Origin of the sequence: Streptomyces sp. TBY4 (assembly GCF_024213195.1) — a bacterium.
In the GTDB taxonomy this organism is placed as follows: Bacteria; Actinomycetota; Actinomycetes; order Streptomycetales; family Streptomycetaceae; genus Streptomyces.
The window spans coordinates 140,951-160,494 of the sequence record NZ_JANAVF010000008.1; the positions used below are offsets into that span (position 1 = coordinate 140,951).

The window sequence follows — 19,544 nt, forward strand, 5'->3', positions numbered from 1 at the left end:
CCCGCCTACCGGTGCGGCCGCAGGGCCAGGCACTCGTGGCAGTGGCAGGGCTCCGGATGCGGCCAGTCGGGCCAGGCGCCGGAGCGGAGCTCCCAGGCGTAGCGCTCCAGGAGCACCGCGATGTCCTGGGCGTACTCCTCATCCAAGTAGCCCATTTCGAACCGCAGGAGGACGGGAGAGCGCACGAGTACGGGGCGGAAGGTGTGCAGGTGCCGGGTGGACACGTAGGACTGCCGGTACCCGCGACCGTGTCGCGGCCGCCCGACGACCTCGCAGTCCCGGAGGCCGCCCCGCGTGGTGCCGACGTACACCTTGGAGCCGCCCTTGAACATCTTCGTGCCCGGACGCTGCCCCTGCCCGCCCTCGCCGTAGCGGCGCCACAGGACCACGTTCGCGGCGATCATCCAGAAGGGCTCGACGGGTTCCCCGTCGTCCGCGGAGGTGCTCACGTCAGTGCCACCTCGACCCGGTCCTCGACCGGGGTGTAGCCCAGGCGCTGGTAGACGCCGTTGCTGGTGGGGTTCGCGAGGTCCGTGAAGAGCAGCACCTCCGAGGCCCCGGCGGCGTGCGCCGCCTCGGTGGCGGCGTGGGTGACCCCGGCGGCGTACCCGCGGCCGCGCAGCTCCGGCGGGGTGTACACCGGGCCGATCCGGGTCACCGCGTCGATCGGGCGGAAGAACCCGGCCAGCGAGACCGGCACCCCGGCGTCCTCCCAGAGCAGCATGCCGCCGTACGAGAGCCGGTCGAGCAGGGCCGCCTCGGAGGCGGCTCCGCTCTCACCGGACTCCTGCTTGAAGGCGGTCACCCACTCCAGGAGCAGGGGGAGGTCGGCCGGGGTGGCGGGCCGGGCCCGCCCGGCCGGGGCGGGATGCGGAGCGATGAGCCCGGCGAGCCGGTAGAGGCGGTTCTCCTCCACGACCTCGGTGGGCCTTCCCCAGGCGGCAGCGAGCTCCCGTGCGTCCTCGCGGCGGGCGTTGAGCGCGTCGACCCCGGAGAGCTGCGGCTCGGATCCGAGCGCGGCCCCCAGCTCCCGGACCGCCTGCGCGGGCAGCGCGCCGATCAGCAGCGGGTGTGGCGGGCACTGGACCACGGCGCCCGCGACCAGCCCGTCGGCCCCGGTCCACGTGCCGAAGAAGGGCGGCTCGGACCCGAAGGCGTCCGGGCCCTGCCGCTCCAGCGCGTCGATGACCGTGACCAGCTGGGTGTTGGGCACGGGCTGCGCCGCCACGGCGGGACGCACGGCGGCCAGCCAGGCCGCCAGATCAGGGGTGAAGGTCCACGTCATGGCACATGATCGCCCCGGGTCCGGCGAGCGGTACAGCCTTTTTCCCGCCCGGGCGCGCTTCCCCGCCCCGCCGCGCCCCGCCGCCCGCGAGGGTTACGGCTCCACGAAGCCCGCTCCCAGGTCCCGGAGCCGCTCGTGCAGCTCCGCGAAGACCGCCGCCGAGCGGTCGCCCGGCCAGTCCGCCGGGAGCAGCTCGCGCGGCAGGCCCGGGTCCGCGTACGGGAGGCGGCGCCAGGTGTCCAGGGCGAGGAGGTAGCCGCGGTAGGCGGCTTCCGGGGCGGGGTCGGCCGTGCCCGCCCGCAGGGCGCGCAGGGCGGGCTCGTGGAGGTCGAGGAACTCCTCGTGCTGCTTGGCCAGCGCGGCCAGGTCCCACCAGCGGGCCACCGACTCCGCGGTCGGGGCGAAGCCCAGGTGGGCGCCGCGGAAGAGCTCCACGTACGCCGTCAGGTGCAGCCGCTCCAGGGTGTGCCGGGTCTCCCCGTCCAGGTGGGCCGGGGCGATCCACACGCCCGGCGCCACCGCGCCGAAGCCCAGCCCGGCGAGCCGGGAGCGCAGCAGGTGCCGCTGCGCCCGCTCCTGCTCCGGGACGGAGAAGACGGCGAGCAGCCACTCCTGGGACTCCGCCGGGCGGATGGTCCCGTAGATCCGCCGGTCGCCGTCCTCCAGGAGCCGGCGCGCCTCCGCGGAGAGCTCGTACCCCGCCGCGCGGTCCCCGGTCCGCGCGGGCAGCAGGAAGCCGCGCCGCTTCAGCCGGGACACCGAGGAGCGGACGGACGGAGCGTCCACGCCGGCCGCGCCCAGCAGGCGGACCAGCGCGGACACCGGGACCGGGCCCGGGAAGGCCCGCCCGTAGGCGCCGTAGAAGGTGACGATCAGGGATCGCGGGGTGTGCTGCTCGACCACGGCTTCACTCTAGATCCTCTCCTTGACCGCGCAGCCGGAAGCGTTGGAGCTTCCCCGTCGCCGTGCGGGGCAGGGCGGGCAGGAAGACGAAGCTGCGCGGGCACTTGTGCGGGGCGAGCTCGGTCCGCATGAAGGTGCGCAGGGCGTCCTCGGTGAGGACCGCGCCCTCCCGGGGGACCGCGTAGGCGACCACGATCTGCCCGCGCCGTTCGTCCGGGCGGCCGACCACGGCCGCCTCCAGCACGTCGGGATGGCGCAGCAGGGCCTCCTCGACCTCCGGGCCGGCGATGTTGTACCCCGCGGAGATGATCATGTCGTCGGCCCGGGCCACGTAGCGGAAGTAGCCCTGCGCGTCCCGGACGTAGGTGTCGCCCGTGAGGTTCCAGCCGTCCCGTACGTACTCGCCCTGCCGCGGGTCCGCCAGGTAGCGGCAGCCCACCGGCCCCCGTACGGCCAGCAGCCCCGGCACCTCGTCCGCGACCGGCAGCCCCGCCCCGTCCACCACCCGGGCCTCCCAGCCCGGCACCACGCGGCCCGTCGTACCGGGCCGGATGTCCTCGTCGGCCGCCGAGATGAAGATGTGCAGCAGCTCGGTGGCGCCGATCCCGTTGATGATCCGCAGGCCCGTGCGCTCGTACCAGGCCTGCCAGGTGGCGGCCGGCAGGTTCTCGCCCGCCGAGACGCAGCGGCGCAGCGCGGAGAGGTCGTAGGCGCCCGTGTCGTACGGGCCCAGGGTGTCCAGCATCGACCGGTACGCGGTGGGCGCGGTGAACAGCACCGACACCCGGTGCTCGGCCAGCGCGGGCAGCAGCCGGCGCGGGGAGCCGTCCGCCAGCAGCAGCGCCGAGGCGCCGGCCCGCAGCGGGAAGACCACCAGACCGCCGAGGCCGAAGGTGAAGCCGAGCGGCGGACTGCCCGCGAACACGTCCTCGGGGCGGGGGCGCAGCACCTCCTGAGAGAAGGTGTCGGCCACCGCGAGCAGATCGCGGTGGAAGTGCATGCAGCCCTTGGGGCGCCCGGTGGTGCCCGAGGTGAAGGCGATCAGCGCCACGTCGTCGGCCGAGGTCTCCACCGCCGCGAAGGGCTCCGCGTGGCGCTCGGCTCCGGCCAGCCGCAGCAGGTCGTCCGGGGCCCCGCCGCCGTACGTGGTGATGCGCAGGCCCGGCACCGCCGCCTTCACCAGGTCGTCCACCACCTCCGCCGCGCACAGGGCGTGGCTGACCCGGGCCATCGAGCACACCGTGGCCAGCTCCTGCGCCCGCTGCTGGGGCAGGACGGTGACGGCCACCGCGCCCGCCTTCATCACCGCCAGCCAGCACGCGGCGAGCCACGGGCCCGTCGGGCCGCGCAGCAGCACCCGGTTGCCGGGCACCACGCCGAGATCGGTGGTGAGCACGTGCGCGAGCCGGTCCACGCGGGCGTGCAGCTCCCCGTACGTCCACACCGTGCCGTCCGCGCCGCGGAAGGCGGGCCGGTCGGGGCCCAGCCGGGCGATGGTGGCGTCGAGCAGCTCCACACCGCAGTTGAGGCGGTCGGGGTAGGCCAGCCCGGGGAGTTCGAAGAGGAGCCGCGGCCAGGCGTGCGCGGGCGGCAGGTGGTCGCGCGCGAAGGTGTCCCGGTGAGCTGAAGGCTTGAGATCCAAGGCGGGTTCGCCCCCTTGCGACGGCCCGCGCCCCGGGTGGGGGCCGGACCCTGCGTATGGACTGTGGACCGAAGTGGCGGAGCCGGGCCGTGCGAACGCAGCACGAGCGTATCGTCATGGTGACGGGAGTCAACAGGACGCGATAGAGGCTGGGGCATACGGATGACCCGATTCACGGGATTCGCGCTCGGGGCGGACCAGGAGGAGTGGTGCGCGCGGCTGCGCGCACTGGCGGCGGAGCGGCTGCGGCCGCTCGCGGAGAAGGGGGAGCCGGGCCGGGTCAACCGGCCGCTGCTGGCCGCACTGGGCGAAGAGGGGCTGCTGGACCGGGTGTTCACCTCGGGCGCGCTGGAGCTGTGCCTGCTGCGCGAATCCCTCGCCTACGGCTGCACCGAGGCGGAGACGGCCCTCGCCCTCCAGGGGCTGGGCGCCTACCCGGTGCTGCGCTCGGGCAGCGAAGCCCAGCGCGAGCGCTGGCTGCCCGGGGTGCGGGCCGGGCGCACGGTGGCGGCCTTCGCGCTGAGCGAGCCGGGGGCCGGATCGGACGCGGCGGCGCTGGCCCTCGAAGCGGTGCCGGAGGGCGGGAGCGGGGGCAGCAGCCGGGGCGGCGCCCGCGGCTGGCGGCTCAGCGGGGAGAAGTGCTGGATCTCCAACGCCCCCGAGGCCGATTTCTACACCGTCTTCGCCCGCACCGGCGAGGGCCCGGGCGCCAGGGGGGTCAGCGCCTTCCTGGTCCCCGCCGACCGGCCGGGGCTCTCCGGGGAGCCCCTCGACATGCTCTCCCCGCACCCGATCGGCGCGCTCGCCTTCGACGGGGTCCCGGTGGGCCCCGCCGACCTGCTGGGGGAGCCGGGCCGGGGCTTCAGGGTGGCCATGGACACCCTGAACCTCTTCCGGCCCAGCGTCGGCGCCTTCGCGGTCGGGATGGCCCGGGCCGCCCTGGACCTCACGGTGGCGCACACGGCGGCCCGTACCGCCTTCGGCGGGGTGCTGGGCGACCTCCAGGCCGTGGCGCACCGGGTCGCCGAGATGGCCACCCGGACCGAGGCGGCCCGGCTCCTCGTGTACGCGGCGGCGGAGGCCTACGACGCGGACGCGGGCTCCCCGCAGGTGCCGCGGCGGGCGGCCATGGCGAAGCTGCTGGCCACCGAGACGGCCCAGTACGTCGTCGACCACGCGGTGCAGCTGCACGGGGCGGCCGCCCTGCGCCGGGGCCACCTGCTGGAACACCTGTACCGGGAGGTGCGGGCGCCGAGGATCTACGAGGGGGCGAGCGAGGTGCAGCGCACGATCATCGCCAAGGAGCTCTACCGGGAGGCGCGAGTGGCGCGGGAGGCGCAGGAGGCACCGGAGATGCAGGAGGCGCGGGAGATGCAGGAGGTGGCGGAGGCGTGAGCGGCCTGGAGCGGATCAACCCGGAGGAGCTGTCCCCGGCGACGGGCTTCTCGCACGCCGTCGTCGCGAGCGGGGGCCGGCTGGTGTTCCTGGCCGGGCAGACGGCGCTGGACGGCGCGGGCAAGGTGGTCGGAACGACGCTGCCGCAGCAGTTCGAGCGGGCGCTGGCCAATCTGCTGGCCGCGCTGGCGGGAGCGGGCGGCTCGCCGGCCGACCTGGCGCGGGTCACCGTCTACGCCGTGGACGTGCCGGGCTACCGGGACTGCGCCCCCGAACTGGGCCGGATCTGGCGGAGGTTGGCGGGTCGCGAGTATCCGGCGATGGCGGTCGTGGGCGTGGTCCGGCTGTGGGACGAGGAGGCGCTCGTCGAGCTGGACGGGCTGGCGGTGCTCCCGTAGGAGCAGCCTCCCGCAGGCCTTTCCGCTGGTGAGCGCGGGTGCTTTTGACAGTGGGCAGGGGAGGGGGGAGGGTTGAAATGCCTCATGGACGGAGTTATCCGGAGTAATCCCCTCTTCATTCTCGGAGGTGCATGACTATGCGCCGTGGGTTCATTGCGGCAGCCGTGGCAGGGGCCGCCGGGATCACGCTCGGCCTGATGCCGGTCGGCAGTGCCTTCGCCTCGGGCCTTCCGCAGACGTACCGGTGTTCCGACTGGCGCGGCAGCGACTGGCGCGGGGACGACTGGTGGCGCTACTGCTGCGACACCTCGCGGGCAGACCGCCCCAGTTGGTGCTGGGACAACAACAACTGGGACAACAACAGTTGGAACAGCAACTGGAACAACGACAACTGGAACCACGACAGTTGGAACGACAACGACAGCTGGAACCGGGACCACTGGAACCACGACAACGGGAACTGGAACGACAACGGCAACTGGAACCGCGACAACGGGAACTGGAACGACAACGGCAACTGGAACCGCGACAACGGCAACTGGAACGACGGCGGCCGGAACGACGGCGGCTACCGGGGCGGGAACAACTGGAACGACTGACTGACCGCCCGGGTCCCGCCGGCAATGCCGGGACCCGGGCGCGCGCGGCGAACTAGCGGCCGCCCTCCAGCAGGTTCCCCATCCATTCCTCGATGCCGGCCACCGTGCGCGGCAGGGCGCCCGACATCAGCCGGGCGCCCTCGGCCGTGATCACCAGGTCGTCCTCGATGCGGACGCCGATGCCGCGCAGCTCCGGCGGGAGGGTCTCGTCGTCGGGCTGGAGGTAGAGCCCCGGTTCCACGGTGAGGACCTGGCCCTCCTCCAGGACCCCGTCCAGGTAGGTGTCCGCGCGCGCCTGCGCGCAGTCGTGCACGTCGAGCCCGAGCATGTGCCCGCTGCTGCACAGGGTGTAGCGCCGGTGCAGGTCGCCCCCGGCGTGCTTGAGGACCCCCCACTCCGCGAGCCCCTCCGCGATCACCCGCATCCCGGCCCGGTGGAAGTCGCGGAAGCTCGCGCCCGGCCGCAGCGCCGCCATGCCCGCGTCCTGCGCCGCGAGGACCAGCTCGTACACCTGCCGCTGGACGGGGGAGAACCGCCCCGACAGGGGGAGGGTGCGGGTGATGTCCGCCGTGTAGAGGCCGTCGGTCTCCACGCCCGCGTCCATCAGGAGCAGGTCGCTCGCGTCCAGCCGGCCGTCGTTGCGGATCCAGTGGAGCACGCAGGCGTGCGCGCCCGACGCGGCGATCGTCTCGTAGCCGGTGCCGTTGCCCTCGGCCCGGGCACGCCGGTTGAAGACCCCCTCGATCCACCGCTCCCCGCGCGGGTGGGCCAGCGCGTACGGGAGTTCCCGTACGACGTCCTCGAACCCGGCGGTGGTGTGGTCGACGGCGAGCTGCAGCTCGGCCACCTCCCAGGCGTCCTTGACCAGGCGCAGTTCCGAGAGGGCGGTGGCGAGCTCCGGGTCGGCGGCGGCGTTGCGCCCCGACGGGGAGCCCAGCGCGTCCAGGTGGGCGCAGCGGATGCCGGAGAGCCGCTCCGCCTCCGCGAGGTCGGGGCGGCGGCCGACCCAGAACTCCCCGTAGCGGCGGTCGCGGTAGAACTCCTCGTTGCCGCCGGTGCGCGGTGAGCGCGGGCGCAGGTAGAGGACGGCCTCGTGCCCGTGCGGGCCGGCCGGCTCCAGGACCAGGACGTGGCCGACCTGGTCCTCGCCGGTGAGCCCGGTCAGCCAGGCGTAGGCGCTGTGCGGGCGGAAGCGGTAGTCGCAGTCGTGGCTGCGGACCTTCAGCTCGCCCGCGGGGATGATCAGGCGTTCCCCGGGGAAGCGGGCCGAGAGGCGTGCGCGGCGGGCGGGGGTGACGGCGTACGCGGGCACGCGGGTGGAGTCCGGGAGGGGGGAGGTCGCCCAGTCCGACGCCATGAAGCGGGACAACTCGGCTGATACGGGCAGGTCGTGGCTGCCGATGTTGAGCCCGGCGGTGGGGCGGGAGGGGGTGTCGGTCACAGGGGCTCCCTCAAGAAGATGCGAACTGGTGGGTGCACAAGGGTTGTCAGTGCAATTTCACATTACTATGTTACAGCTCACACCGCGCTGTGCTAGTCGCCGTTAATCCCCGTCAAACGCCGCGCGAAGCAGGGCAGTTCCGCATCCCTTCCCCCACTCCCCTCGTAGCCAGGAGTCCTTGGTGCCCCAGCTCAGAGTCGTGCGCACGTCTCTCCTCTCCGCCGCCGTCACGGTCGCGCTCCTCGCCACGGCCGGCCAGGCCACGACCCAGGCCGCCGGCACCCCGGCCGCGGGGACCGGCGCCGCCGGAGTCCCGGGTGCCGCCGTACCCGGCACCTTCACCGGAGGCGCCCCGGGCGCCGAGGCCGGTGAGAACCCGTTCGACGAGGTCGAGCACCTCGCCGACGCGCAGCAGGCCGCCCCCGCGCCCGCCCCGGCCCCCGGGGGCCCGACCCCGGACGGCCGGGCCCCCGACGGGCAGGCCGTCGCCGAGGGCAAGGTACCCGGCGCCGCCACCGCGCCCGCCGCCGTGACCGCGACGAAGAGCGGTCGGCTCGCCGCCGCGGCCCAGGGCACCGCCGCGGGAGTCCCCTGCACCCTCGACGGGATCACCGGGCTCACCCCGGAGCAGTTCGCCGACTTCCTCGCGGACCCGGCCGTCACCGCCGCCAAGGGCGGCTGCCTCTCGGGCCTCATCTGGACCTGGGACGCCCGGCTCGCCCCGGTCATGTCGGACGCCCACGTGCAGGCCGTCTCCCGCCGGATATCCGCCCTGGCCGCCTCCCACGACGGCCTGAACTCCTCCCACCTGGAGGAGATGTTCACCTACCTGCACGCCGTGGCCTACCACGACCACTCCCGCGCCGAGATCGACGTCACCGACGCCCCGACCGTCGACGCCATGCGCCAGGCCATCGCCGCCTTCGCGGGCGCCGCCCGCACCTTCGATGCCACGGCCTCCAACGCCCGCACCCTGCGCGAGGCCCTCTACGCCGGCAGCGCCCCCGGCCTGCGCCACCACCAGCTCGGCCTGATCAAGAACGTGCTGGCCGCCCTGGACCCTTCGCACACCGCGACGCACCTGGACACCGCCTGGGCGGGCGCGGCCCTCGCCGCCCTCTCCGTGAACTACCTCGGCATCTACAACAACGACACCGCGTTCCACGCGGCGGCCGCCGCCGACGCCCCGTACCGCACCACCTTCAGGAACTTCGCGACGTACGCCCATCTCAAGGGCACCGCGAACGCCTGGGTGGCGCGCGACGCCATCGCCGAGTTCGGCCGCTTCGGGCAGATCGCGGGCCTGAAGGACGGGATCGCCGCCGACCTCGGCGCGCTCCTGGGGCCTGCCCGGGCCGCCTTCGGCGACGGCAGCGAGCCGTGGGCCAAGGCCGTCTCCTGGCTCAACTTCTACCAGGCGTGCAAGCCGTACGGGGTGTGCAAGGAGGACATCGAGCGCGAGCTCTTCCCGAACACCTTCACCTACGACAACGGCGCCATCAAGGTCCGCACCGCCCTCGACCGGGCCACCGTCGACCAGCTCTACTACGCGAGCAAGCAGGTCAAGACCCAGTACCACCGGGTCGTGGGCTCCGACCAGCCGCTCGCCGGGGACCCGAATGCCAGCCTGAACATCGTGCTCTACGCCTCCCGCGCGGACTACGTGAACTACCACCCGCTCCTCACGGGCTACGGCACCAACAACGGCGGCATCTACATCGAGAACGGCGCCACCTTCTACACCTACCAGCGCCGCGTCCCGCAGGACTCCCAGCTCACCCTGGAAGAGCTCTTCCGCCACGAGTACGTCCACTACCTCAACGGCCGCTTCGCCGTCCCCGGCTCCTTCGGCCAGGGCGCCTGGTACCAGGGCGACCGTACGACCTCCATGGACGAGGGCACCGCCGAGTTCTTCGACGGCGCGACCCGCGACAACGGCATCGCCGTCCGCAAGTCCCTGATCAAGAGCATCATCAACGACACGGCCGGCGGCGGCCCGCGCATGACGGTGAACCAGCTCCTGAACGCCACGTACGCCAACGACGGCTTCCGCTTCTACGGCTACTCGGGCGCCTTCTTCGAGTTCCTGTGGACCGAGCGGCCCTCGGAGCTGCGGGCGATGTACGGGTACCTCCGGGCCGACGACCCGGCGGGCTTCGACGCCTGGCGCACCCGGATGGGGCGGGACGCCGGCATCCAGAGCGGCTACGACCGGTTCCTGGACGCCCAGATCGCCAAGGTCGACCAGCTGTACGTGCCGAACACCACCTTCACCCCGAACGCGCAGCTGCGCGACGCGGTGCTCGCGGACGTGAAGTCCAGCTTCGCGACGGCCACGTACAGCACGCCGGACTGCGTGGAGAACGGCGAGCCGGGCAAGCGACGGTTCACCTGTACCGGCAGGATCACGGCGAACCTGAAGGACTGGCGCAGCGAGGACCAGAACTTCAAGGACATGTCCGAGACGGTCGACTACTTCATCCTCGACCGGGCGGGTGCGGCCTCGAACAACCTTGCCGACATGAACTGCTCGTTCGGGGCGCTGGACGTCTGGACCAATCATGTGGCGGGTACGTCGAGTTACAGCTGTGAGGGGCCGCTGCGCGACTGATCAGGGAAGGTTCCGGTTCTGCCCTGTTCCCTCTCAGAGATATGTGACATATTACTGCCGTGCTCAGACAATCTCCGGACCTCGTGATCATCGGCGCCGGCGTCGTAGGAGCCGCGTGCGCGTACTACGCGGCGCGCGCCGGACTCCGCGTGGCCGTCGTCGACCGCGGCCCGGTCGCCGGCGGGACGACCGGCGCCGGCGAAGGCAACCTGCTCGTCTCCGACAAGGAGGCGGGACCCGAGCTGGACCTCGCGCTGCTGTCGGCGAGGCTCTGGCGGGAGCTCGCGCTCGAACTCCCCGCGGAGATCGAGTACGAGGCCAAGGGCGGCCTGGTCGTCGCCGCGAGCGAGACCACCGTGAAGGCTCTACGGGGCTTCGCGGACGGCCAGCGCGCGGCCGGGGTCGACGCGGTCGAGGTGGGCCCGGGCGAGCTGCGCGAACTGGAGCCCCACCTCGCGCCGGACCTGGCGGGCGGCTTCCACTACCCGCAGGACGCCCAGGTCCAGCCGGCCCAGGCGGCGGCGCGGCTGCTGGCGGGGGCGCGGGGTGTGGAGGTGTACCTGGGGGAGGAGGTCACGGAGCTGCTCCGGGGCCCGGCGGGGGAGCTCCGCGGGGTCCGGACGCCGCGGCGGGACCTCCTTGCCCCGGCGGTGGTCAACGCGGCCGGGACCTGGGGCGGGGCGGTGGCGGCGCTGGCCGGGGTCGGCCTGCCCGTGCTGCCCCGGCGGGGGTTCGTCCTGGTGACGGAGCCGCTGCCGAGGGTGGTGCGGCACAAGGTCTACGCCGCGGACTACATCGCGGACGTCGCGAGCGGGTCGGCGGCGCTGCAGTCCTCGGCGGTGGTCGAGGGAACTCCGGCGGGGCCGGTCCTGATCGGCGCCACCCGGGAGCGGGTCGGCTTCGACCGGTCGCTGTCGACGGAGGCGCTGCGGAGGCTGGCGGGGCAGGCGGCGGCGCTCTTTCCGGTGCTGGCGGGTGTGCGGGTGCTGCGGACCTATCACGGCTTCCGGCCGTACCTGCCGGACCACCTGCCGGCGATCGGTCCGGACCCCCGGGTCCCGGGCCTGTTCCACGCGTGTGGGCACGAGGGGGCGGGCATCGGGCTGGCTCCCGGGACGGGGGTGCTGATCGCGGCGGCGCTGACCTCGGCCGAGCCCGCGCTGGACCCTGCTCCCTTCGACCCGGGCCGCTTTGCGGAGGCGCCGGGATGAGGGTCCTCGTGCGGCGCCGTTGCCGGGGACCGGTCCCCGCAGGGCGGGGCAGTCGTGGTGCGGATCGCGCGCCGTGTCAGAGGAGAGGATGGAAGCGATGAGCGAAGCGAAGAGGGGCCGGCGGAGGTCGCCCCGCGACCTGGTGGGCGGAACCCCCGCCGAGACGTGGAGCCTCCGCTTCGACGACCGCGAGCTCCCGGCCCAGTCGGGCCAGACCATCGCCGCCGTCCTCTGGTCCGCCGGCATCCTCGCCTGGCGCACCACCCGCGAAACCGCCTCCCCCCGCGGAGCGTTCTGCGGGATCGGCAGCTGCTACGACTGCCTCATCACCGTCAACGGCCGCCCGAACCAGCGCGCGTGCCTCGTCCCCGCCCGCCCGGGCGACCACGTCACCACCCAGGAAGGGACCGGCCGTGACGACCTCGCCGTCTGACTCCCCGTCCGTCACGGACCTCGCCGTCGTCGGCGCCGGCCCCGCCGGTCTCGCCGCCGCGGTCGCGGCCGCCGGGCTGGGGCTGCGCGTCGTCCTGCTCGACGCGGGGGAGCGCCCCGGCGGGCAGTACTTCCGCCACCCCGCGCCCGGACTCGGCGCGGCCCGGCCCGAGGCCCTGCACCACGGGTGGTCCGCCTTCGCCTCGCGCGAAGCCGCCCTGCGCGGTCATGTGGCGGCCGGCCGGATCACGTACCTGCCGTATCACCACGTCTGGACGGTGACCCCCGGCTGGACCCTGCACGCCGTCGCCGGTCCCGAAGAGGCCGCCGCCACGGTCCGGGCGCGGGCCGTGCTGCTGGCCACCGGTGCCTACGAGCGCCAGCTGCCCTTCCCCGGCTGGACCCTGCCCGGGGTCGTGGGGGCCGGCGGGGCGCAGGCCATGCTCAAGGGCGGGCTGGTGCTTCCGGGCAGCCGGGTGGTGGTGGCGGGGAGCGGGCCGCTGCTGCTCGCGGTGGCCGGCTCGCTCGCCGCCGCCGGAGCCCGGGTGCCCGCCGTCGTGGAGGCCGCCGCGTACACCGGCTACGCCGCGCACGTGCCGGCCCTGCTCCGCAACCCCGGCAAGCTCGCCGAAGGCGCCACGTACGGCGGGGCGCTGGTCCGCCACGGGGTGCGGCTCCTCGCGCGGCACGCCGTCACCGAGGCGCACGGGACGGACCGGGTCGAGGCCGTCACCGTGGCGCGGCTCGACCGGGAGTGGCGCCCGCTGCCCGGTACCGCCCGCCGGATCCCCTGCGACGCCGTGGCCGTGGGCCACGGGCTCGTGCCGCAGCTGGAGCTGGCCACGGGTCTGGGCTGCGCCACCCGCCCGAGCCCGGACGGCACCGTCGCCCTGGAGCTGGACGCCGGGCAGCGCACCTCGGTGCCCGGGGTCTGGTCCGCCGGGGAGACCGGCGGCATCGGCGGCGCCCAGCTGGCCCTGGTGGAAGGGGAGATCGCCGCCCACTCCGTCGCGGGCCGAGCCGTCCCGGCGCGCCTGGCCCGTACCCGTACGAGGCTGCGCGCCTTCGCCGCCGCGATGGCGGGCGCGCACCGCCCGGGCCCCGGCTGGACCGGCTGGCTGCGCGAGGACACGGACGTGTGCCGCTGCGAGGAGGTGCCGGCGGGCCGGATCCGGGAGGCCGTCGAAGACCTGGGGGCACGGGACGCCCGTACGGTCAAACTCCTCACCCGGGCCGGGATGGGCTGGTGCCAGGGCCGGATGTGCGGTCCGGCCGTGGCCGCCCTCGCCGGGGGCGAACCGGCCGCCGACCGCAGGCCGCTGTCCTGTCCGGTGCCTCTGGGGCACCTGGCCGGACTTCCCGCCGAACCCGAACTTCCCTGACGGGACCGCCGACAGGGCGGCCGCACCTCTTGTGGCCACGTCACACCCACTAGTAAAATGTCACACATCACTCTAGGGAGCATCCTCATGACTGACGCGCACACCCCCGCGCCCACCGGTACGGACACCCGCACCCGCCCCTGGCACGGCATCATGGTCGCCACCACCCTGCCCCTGCGGGAAGACCTGAGCGTCGACCACGACGCCTACGCCGAACACGTGGCCTGGCTGATCGCCAACGGCTGCGACGGTGTCGTCCCCAACGGCTCCCTCGGCGAGTACCAGACCCTCACCGACGAGGAGCGCGCCCAAGTCGTCCGCACCGCCGTCGAGGCCGCCGGCGACGGCGCCCGCGTGATGCCCGGAGTCGCCGCCTACGGCAGCGCCGAATCCCGCCGCTGGGCCGAGCAGGCCGCCGAGGCCGGCTGCGGTTCCGTGCTCCTGCTGCCGCCGAACGCCTTCCGGGCCGACGCGGACGCCGTGCGCGCCCACTACGCCGAGGTCGCCCGCGCCGGCGTGCCCGTGGTCGCGTACAACAACCCCATCGACACCAAGGTCGACCTCGTCCCGTCCCTGCTGGCCCGGCTGCACGCCGACGGCTCCATCGTCGCCGTCAAGGAGTTCAGCGGGGACGTCCGGCGCGCCTACGAGATCGCCGAACTCGCCCCGGGCCTGGACCTGCTGATCGGCGCCGACGACGTGCTGCTCGAACTGGCCCTGGCCGGCGCCGTCGGCTGGATCGCGGGCTACCCCAACGCGCTCCCGCAGGCCTGTGCCACCCTCTACCGCGCCGCCGTCGCGGGAGACCTCGACACCGCCCTGCCGCTCTACAAGTCCCTGCACTCCCTGCTGCGCTGGGACTCCAAGACCGAGTTCGTCCAGGCCATCAAGCTCTCCATGGACCTGGCCGGCCGGCCCGGCGGCCCCACCCGCCCGCCCCGCTTCCCGCTCACCGGCGAGATCGAGGCCGGCGTCCGCGCCGCCACCGAGAAGGCCCTCGCCGAGGGCCTCAACTAAGTTATTACGAGGGGGACTTGATGCGCACCCGAAACATCTACCACGCGGTGGACTCGCACACCGAAGGCATGCCCACCCGGGTGATCACCGGGGGCGTCGGGGTCATCCCCGGTGCCACCATGGCCGAGAAGCGGCTCCACTTCATCGAGCACCTGGACCACATCCGGACCCTGCTCATGTACGAGCCGCGCGGCCACTCCGCGATGAGCGGCGCCATCCTGCAGCCCCCGACCCGCCCCGACGCCGACTTCGGCGTCCTCTACATCGAGGTGTCGGGCCTGCTCCCCATGTGCGGGCACGGCACCATCGGGGTCGCGACCGTCCTGGTCGAGACGGGCATGGTGCCCGTCGTCGAGCCGGTCACCACCGTCCGGCTCGACACCCCGGCCGGACTGGTCAGCGTCGACGTCCGGGTCGAGGACGGGGCGGCCACCGCCGTCACCTTCACCAACGTCCCGGCCTTCAGCGTCGGCCTCGACCTCAAGGCCGAGGTCCCCGGATACGGCACGGTCACCTACGACCTCGCCTACGGCGGCAACTTCTACGCCTTCGTCGAACTCGACTCCCTCGGGCTCCCCTTCGACCGGGAGCGCGGGGACGACCTGCTCGCCGCCGGCCTGGCCGTCATGGAAGCGATCAACGCCTCCCCGGACCGGCCCGTCCACCCGGAGAACCCCTCCTTCGGCGGGGTCAAGCACGTCTACCTCGCCGCCCCCGGCTCCGACGCCCGCCGCTCCCGGCACGCGATGGCCATCCACCCCGGCTGGTTCGACCGCTCGCCCTGCGGTACGGGAACCAGCGCGCGCATGGCGCAGCTGCACGCCCGCGGACTCCTGCCCCTGGACACGGACTTCGTCAACGAGTCCTTCATCGGCACCGAGTTCACCGGCCGCCTCATCGGCGAGACCACGGTCGCCGGCCGCCCGGCCCTCGTACCCACCGTCACCGGCCGAGCCTGGATCACCGGCACCGCCCAGTACTTCCTCGACCCGTCCGACCCGTTCCCCGGAGGGTTCCTGCTTTGAATCCTCCCCGCCTCAAGGGGCGGGGATTTCTGGCTCACGTTGGCTGTGGACCGGCGGTCCGGCAGCTCTTGCACGATCGGCACCAGCCGGGTTGAGACCAGCCCGGACCAGCATGACGTGTGCGGAGTTCTTGTCCCTGGGGGACACGGCTCCGCACGCGGTGCAGGTGTAGGTACGTTCTGAGAGAGGTAGTGCGTGCTTGGTTCTCGCTCCGCACTGCGCGCAGTCCATGGTGGTGTGCGCGGGGTGGACAAGGTGCACGATGCGCCCGTGCTTGCGGGCCATCGCGATCAGGGCTGCCTTGGTCGCGCCGATCGCCGCGTCGGCGGCCTTGCGGGCCATGGTCGACTTGGCGAGGAAGCGCGGCCGGAAGTCCTCGACGGCGAGGGCGTCGTGGTCGCGGACCACGGCCTTGGCCCATTTGCGGCCGGTGTCCTGCCGCTGCCGGGCCACCTTCTTGTGGAGCTTCACTGCCAGCCTCTTCGCCGCCAGGTAGCCCCTCGAACCCGGTGTGCCCTTCGCTGGTTTCCGGCGGGCCATCATCCGCTGATAGCGGGCAAGCCCGGCGGCAGCCTTCCTGCCGTGCTCGGTGTGGGGGAGATCGTGAGCGTCACTGGTGGTGGTCGCCGTCTCCTTCACACCCCAGTCGATCCCGAGCACCGCACCCGTACTGGGGAGCGGCTCGCTTGTGGCGGGGACGACGAAGGACGCATACCAGTTCCCGAGGCTGTCGCGGAAGACCCGCACCGACGACGGGTCCGCCGGGAGAGCGCGGGACCACACCACCCTCAGACTGATGCCGCCCGCGAGATGCAGACGGCCGTCCTTGATCCGGAAACCGCGCCGGGTGTAGTTCAGGCTCGGATCGGCCGCGCGCTTCTTCTTGAACCGGGGCATTCCCGCCCGCTGCCGCATCGGCAACCCGGCCTTGATGTCCTTCAACGCCTTGGTACGCGACTTCCCGAAATCGCGTACCAGCTGCTGCTGCGGAACACTGCTGCCGCCGCCCAGCCAGGTGTTGTGGCGGCGGGCTTCGGTCAGCATCCTGTCCAGCTGCGCCGGCCCGCACGTGTCGCCTTCGGTGCGGGCCTTCCGAGACCGGGCGCAGCACTCGTTCCAGATCCATCGGCACCGCGTCCACTCGCCTTCCAAGGCCGTCCGGGCGGTGGACGACGTGCGAAGCCGGTAGGTGAACCGGGCATACCCGGTCACTTCCGTCTCCCGCTCCTGAGGTGCCGTCACACGATCAATCTAGTCCGGCCCACTGACAGAGCCAGAAAGCACAGGTCACAACAGATGCGAAGAAGACTCGGGCGCTTTGCGCCCATGGCAGCGGGCCCTGTTCCTTCCCTGGCTGCAGCCCGGGGCATCTTGGGAGAGACTCTGTGACCGTCGTACGCACCGTGGACTACCACACCGCCGGCGAGCCCTTCCGCATCGTCGACCTCACCTCTGGGGGTGCGCCCCCCGTGCCCGGGGACACCGTCGCCGAGCGCTGCGCCACCGCGATCGGGCCGGGGGGATCGGGTACGGCCCCCCGCCGCGGCCCCCTCGACGACCTGCGGCGGCTCCTCGTGCAGGAGCCGCGCGGGCACGCCGGGATGTACGGGGGCTTCGTGGTCCCGCCCGATGACGACGGGGCCCACTTCGGGGTGCTGTTCTGGCACAAGGACGGCTACTCCACCGCCTGCGGCCACGGCACCATGGCGCTGGGTGCCTGGGCCGTGGACACCGGCCGGGTCGCCGCCCCGGACGACGGGGACGTCCAGGTACGGATCGACGTGCCCTCGGGGCGGGTCGCCGCGACCGTGCACCGCTCGGCGGGCCGCACCACCGGGGTCACCTTCCGCAACGTCCCGGCCCGCGCCAGTGCCCGCAAGGTGCCCGTCGCCACCACCCTCGGCATGGCCGAGGTGGACATCGCGCACGGCGGGGCCTGCTACGCCTCCCTGTCCGCCCGGGACCTCGGCCTCGAGGTGACCCCGGCCGCGCTGCCCGAGCTCGTGCGGGTGGGCAAGGAGGTCCGGGCCGCCCTCGCCACCCACCCCGGGACCTGGCACCCGGAGGGGCCGCTGCTCTCCGGGGTGTACGGGGTGACCCTGTACGAGGAGCTCCCCGACACCCCCTTCGGGCCGCACCAGCGCAACGTCACCGTCTTCGCCGACGGGCAGATCGACCGCTCGCCCTGCGGCTCCGGCACCTCGGCGCGGCTCGCGCTGCTGGCCGAGGACGGGCGGCTGGGGGAGGGGGACGACCTGCTGCACGAGTCGGTCGTCGGCACGGTCTTCACGGGCCGGGTCGCCGAGCGGGTGGCCGACGGCGTGGTCACCGAGGTCACCGGTACGGCGTACCGCACCGGTGAACACCTCTTCAGCATCGACCCGCAGGACGCGCTCGGCAGCGGGTTCCAGCTGTGATCCCCCAGCTGTCCGCCGCCGAGATGGCCGGGCTCCTCACCCCGGCGGCCGCCGCGGACGCGCTGGCCGGCGCGCTGCGGGACGGGCTGGACCCGGAGTCCTGCCCGCCGCGCAGCGCCCTGCCCGTGCCCGGCGGCGGGGAGCTGCTGCTGATGCCGGCCGCCACCGGGGCCTACGCGGGCGTGAAGATCGCCGGGGTGGCCCCGGGGAACCCGGCGCTCGGGCTGCCCCGGATCACCGGGTCCTACCTCCTCCTGGACGGTCCCACCCTGCGCCCGGTGGCGCTGCTCGACGGGGCGGCGCTGACCACCCTGCGCACCCCGGCGGTCTCGGCGCTGGCGCTGCGCCACCTGGCCCCGGCGGGGCGGCCGCTGCGGCTGCTGCTCTTCGGGTCGGGGCCGCAGGCGTACGGGCACCTCGAAGCGGTGCACGCGATGCGGCAGCTGGCGGAGGTGGTGGTCGTGGCCCGTGCGGGGTCCGCGGCCGGCGCCGAGGGCGCGGAGAAGCTGGCGGCGCACGCGCGCGGCCTGGGTGCCCCGGCCCGGCCGGGGGCGGCGGCGGAGGTGGCCGACGCCGACCTGGTGATCTGCTGCACCACCTCCCGCGAGCCCCTCTTCGACGGGCGGCTGATCGCGCCGGGTGCCACCGTGGTCGCGGTCGGCTCGCACGAGCCGGACGCCCGCGAGGTGGACACGGCGCTGGTCCGGCGGGCGGCCGTGTACGTGGAGTCGCGTGCGGCGGCTCTGCGGGAGGCGGGGGACCTGCTGGTGCCGGAAGCCGAAGGGGCCATCGGCGCCGGTCACATCAGCGGGACCCTCGCCGACCTGGTCGCGGGCCGGATGCCGGGTGCGGGTGCGGCGAGTTGTCCACAGCTCTTCAAGAGTGTGGGCATGGCCTGGGAAGATCTCGCTGTGGCGGTCGCCCTGTTCGAGGCCGCCGGGAGCGGTGTCCGCTGAGGAGCAAGCGCAACGTGACATTGTACGCTGTTCCTCCGCACGCCGGTGGTGTGAGCGGTCTCGGAGGATATGCAATGGGTGACCTGAAGCAGCACAGTCTCATCAAGGCTCAGGAACGGCTCCGCGACCAGGTCGGTCACGCTCTGCGGGCAGCCCTGATAGCGGGTGAACTGCGCCCCGGGAGCGTCTACTCCGCCCCCGGCCTCGCGGCCGAGCTCGGCGTCTCGGCCACCCCGGTGCGCGAGGCCATGCTCGACCTGGCCCGCGAGGGGCTGGTGGAACCGGTCCGCAACAAGGGCTTCCGCATCACGGAGGTCAGCGAGCGCGATCTGGACCAGTACACCGAGCTGCGCACGATGATCGAGGTCCCGACCATCGGGAAGATCACCAAGATCGCCACGCCCGAGGCCCTGGAGGCCCTGCGCCCCATCGCGCAGGAGATCGTCACCAGCGCGCGCGAGCACAACCTCATCGGCTACCTGGAGGCCGACCGGCGCTTCCACCTCACCCTCCTCGGCCTCTCGGGCAACGACCGCCTGGTGGAAACCGTCGGCGACCTGCGCAAGCGCTCCCGGCTGTACGGCCTGACGGGCCTGGACGAGGCCGGCAAGCTGGTCTCCTCCGCCGAGGAGCACCTCGAGCTCCTGGACCTGATGCTCAGCGGCGACGCGGAGGCGGCCGAAGCCTGCATGGCCCGCCACCTGGGTCACGTCCGCTCCCTCTGGGCCCAGGGCCGGGACGAGCCGGTGGGCCGCACCAAGGGCCGCCTGGGCGCGGGCATATAGCTCGGAGCCCGGGGCGCCCGGCCCCGGCCCCGGCCCCGGCCCCGG

Annotated in this window: 18 protein-coding genes; 12 read left to right on the top strand and 6 right to left on the bottom strand. The window is 73.7% G+C overall.

The genetic code is table 11. The features are described from left to right. Positions 1-5: 5 nt before the first annotated feature. The 4 genes from NLX94_RS20910 to NLX94_RS20925 form a co-directional block, all read right to left on the bottom strand. The gene (locus NLX94_RS20910; protein WP_254384508.1) at positions 6-449 is read right to left on the bottom strand and encodes a hypothetical protein; all 444 of its coding nucleotides are present in this window, start codon (positions 447-449) and stop codon (positions 6-8) included. After that, the gene (locus NLX94_RS20915; protein ID WP_254384509.1) at positions 446-1,285 is read right to left on the bottom strand and encodes a GNAT family N-acetyltransferase; all 840 of its coding nucleotides are present in this window, start codon (positions 1,283-1,285) and stop codon (positions 446-448) included. Before NLX94_RS20915 ends, NLX94_RS20910 begins: the two co-directional genes overlap by 4 nt. Positions 1,286-1,378: 93 nt before the next feature. Further along, on the bottom strand, positions 1,379-2,188 hold the full coding sequence (locus tag NLX94_RS20920; RefSeq protein WP_254384510.1) for a PaaX family transcriptional regulator C-terminal domain-containing protein: 810 nt from the start codon (positions 2,186-2,188) through the stop codon (positions 1,379-1,381). A 4-nt stretch (positions 2,189-2,192) separates the two neighbouring features. Then, a complete protein-coding gene (locus NLX94_RS20925; protein WP_254384511.1) occupies positions 2,193-3,830 on the bottom strand; it encodes an AMP-binding protein in 1,638 nt (545 codons plus the stop codon). A gap of 162 nt (positions 3,831-3,992) precedes the next feature. Here NLX94_RS20925 and NLX94_RS20930 point away from each other — a divergent pair, with 162 nt between their 5' ends. The 3 genes from NLX94_RS20930 (at position 3,993) to NLX94_RS20940 (ending at position 6,222) form a co-directional block, all read left to right on the top strand. Next, entirely contained in the window at positions 3,993-5,225 is a 1,233-nt protein-coding gene (locus NLX94_RS20930; RefSeq protein ID WP_254384512.1) for an acyl-CoA dehydrogenase family protein, read from the top strand. Next, positions 5,222-5,623 carry a RidA family protein gene (locus NLX94_RS20935; protein ID WP_254384513.1) on the top strand — a complete coding sequence of 134 codons (402 nt, stop codon included), beginning with the start codon at positions 5,222-5,224 and terminating at the stop codon, positions 5,621-5,623. Before NLX94_RS20930 ends, NLX94_RS20935 begins: the two co-directional genes overlap by 4 nt. Before the next feature lie 137 nt (positions 5,624-5,760). After that, positions 5,761-6,222: a hypothetical protein gene (locus NLX94_RS20940; protein WP_254384514.1), complete on the top strand. Its 462-nt coding sequence runs from the start codon at positions 5,761-5,763 to the stop codon at positions 6,220-6,222. 52 nt (positions 6,223-6,274) lie between these two features. Here NLX94_RS20940 and NLX94_RS20945 read toward each other — a convergent pair whose 3' ends face one another. Further along, complete coding sequence (locus NLX94_RS20945; protein WP_254384515.1) at positions 6,275-7,663, bottom strand: aminopeptidase P family protein; 1,389 nt, start codon at positions 7,661-7,663, stop codon at positions 6,275-6,277. A 181-nt stretch (positions 7,664-7,844) separates the two neighbouring features. On the opposite strand from NLX94_RS20945, the gene NLX94_RS20950 reads away from it, so the two are divergent. The 6 genes from NLX94_RS20950 (at position 7,845) to NLX94_RS20975 (ending at position 15,341) form a co-directional block, all read left to right on the top strand. Next, on the top strand, positions 7,845-10,274 hold the full coding sequence (locus NLX94_RS20950) for a collagenase (RefSeq protein ID WP_254384516.1): 2,430 nt from the start codon (positions 7,845-7,847) through the stop codon (positions 10,272-10,274). 59 nt (positions 10,275-10,333) lie between these two features. After that, positions 10,334-11,485, top strand: coding sequence for an FAD-binding oxidoreductase (locus tag NLX94_RS20955; RefSeq protein WP_254384517.1), 1,152 nt, complete (start codon positions 10,334-10,336; stop codon positions 11,483-11,485). 97 nt (positions 11,486-11,582) lie between these two features. Further along, on the top strand, positions 11,583-11,918 hold the full coding sequence (locus NLX94_RS20960; protein WP_254384518.1) for a (2Fe-2S)-binding protein: 336 nt from the start codon (positions 11,583-11,585) through the stop codon (positions 11,916-11,918). After that, positions 11,899-13,299, top strand: a complete 1,401-nt coding sequence (locus NLX94_RS20965) for an NAD(P)/FAD-dependent oxidoreductase (RefSeq protein WP_254384519.1) — start codon at positions 11,899-11,901, stop codon at positions 13,297-13,299. The genes NLX94_RS20960 and NLX94_RS20965 overlap by 20 nt, the downstream gene beginning before the upstream one ends. Before the next feature lie 87 nt (positions 13,300-13,386). Next, a complete protein-coding gene (locus NLX94_RS20970) occupies positions 13,387-14,316 on the top strand; it encodes a dihydrodipicolinate synthase family protein (RefSeq protein WP_254384520.1) in 930 nt (309 codons plus the stop codon). A 20-nt stretch (positions 14,317-14,336) separates the two neighbouring features. Continuing rightward, positions 14,337-15,341: a proline racemase family protein gene (locus NLX94_RS20975; RefSeq protein ID WP_254384521.1), complete on the top strand. Its 1,005-nt coding sequence runs from the start codon at positions 14,337-14,339 to the stop codon at positions 15,339-15,341. 12 nt (positions 15,342-15,353) lie between these two features. On the opposite strand, the gene NLX94_RS20980 is transcribed toward NLX94_RS20975, so the two are convergent. Further along, entirely contained in the window at positions 15,354-16,553 is a 1,200-nt protein-coding gene (locus NLX94_RS20980) for an RNA-guided endonuclease InsQ/TnpB family protein (protein ID WP_374684002.1), read from the bottom strand. 173 nt (positions 16,554-16,726) lie between these two features. Here NLX94_RS20980 and NLX94_RS20985 point away from each other — a divergent pair, with 173 nt between their 5' ends. The 3 genes from NLX94_RS20985 (at position 16,727) to NLX94_RS20995 (ending at position 19,499) form a co-directional block, all read left to right on the top strand. Then, positions 16,727-17,758 (top strand): proline racemase family protein, encoded by a 1,032-nt coding sequence (locus NLX94_RS20985; protein ID WP_254384523.1) that lies wholly within the window; start codon positions 16,727-16,729, stop codon positions 17,756-17,758. A 23-nt stretch (positions 17,759-17,781) separates the two neighbouring features. Next, complete coding sequence (locus tag NLX94_RS20990; RefSeq protein ID WP_254384657.1) at positions 17,782-18,714, top strand: ornithine cyclodeaminase family protein; 933 nt, start codon at positions 17,782-17,784, stop codon at positions 18,712-18,714. Positions 18,715-18,788: 74 nt separating this feature from the next. Then, complete coding sequence (locus NLX94_RS20995; protein ID WP_254384524.1) at positions 18,789-19,499, top strand: GntR family transcriptional regulator; 711 nt, start codon at positions 18,789-18,791, stop codon at positions 19,497-19,499. Positions 19,500-19,544 lie beyond the last annotated feature (45 nt).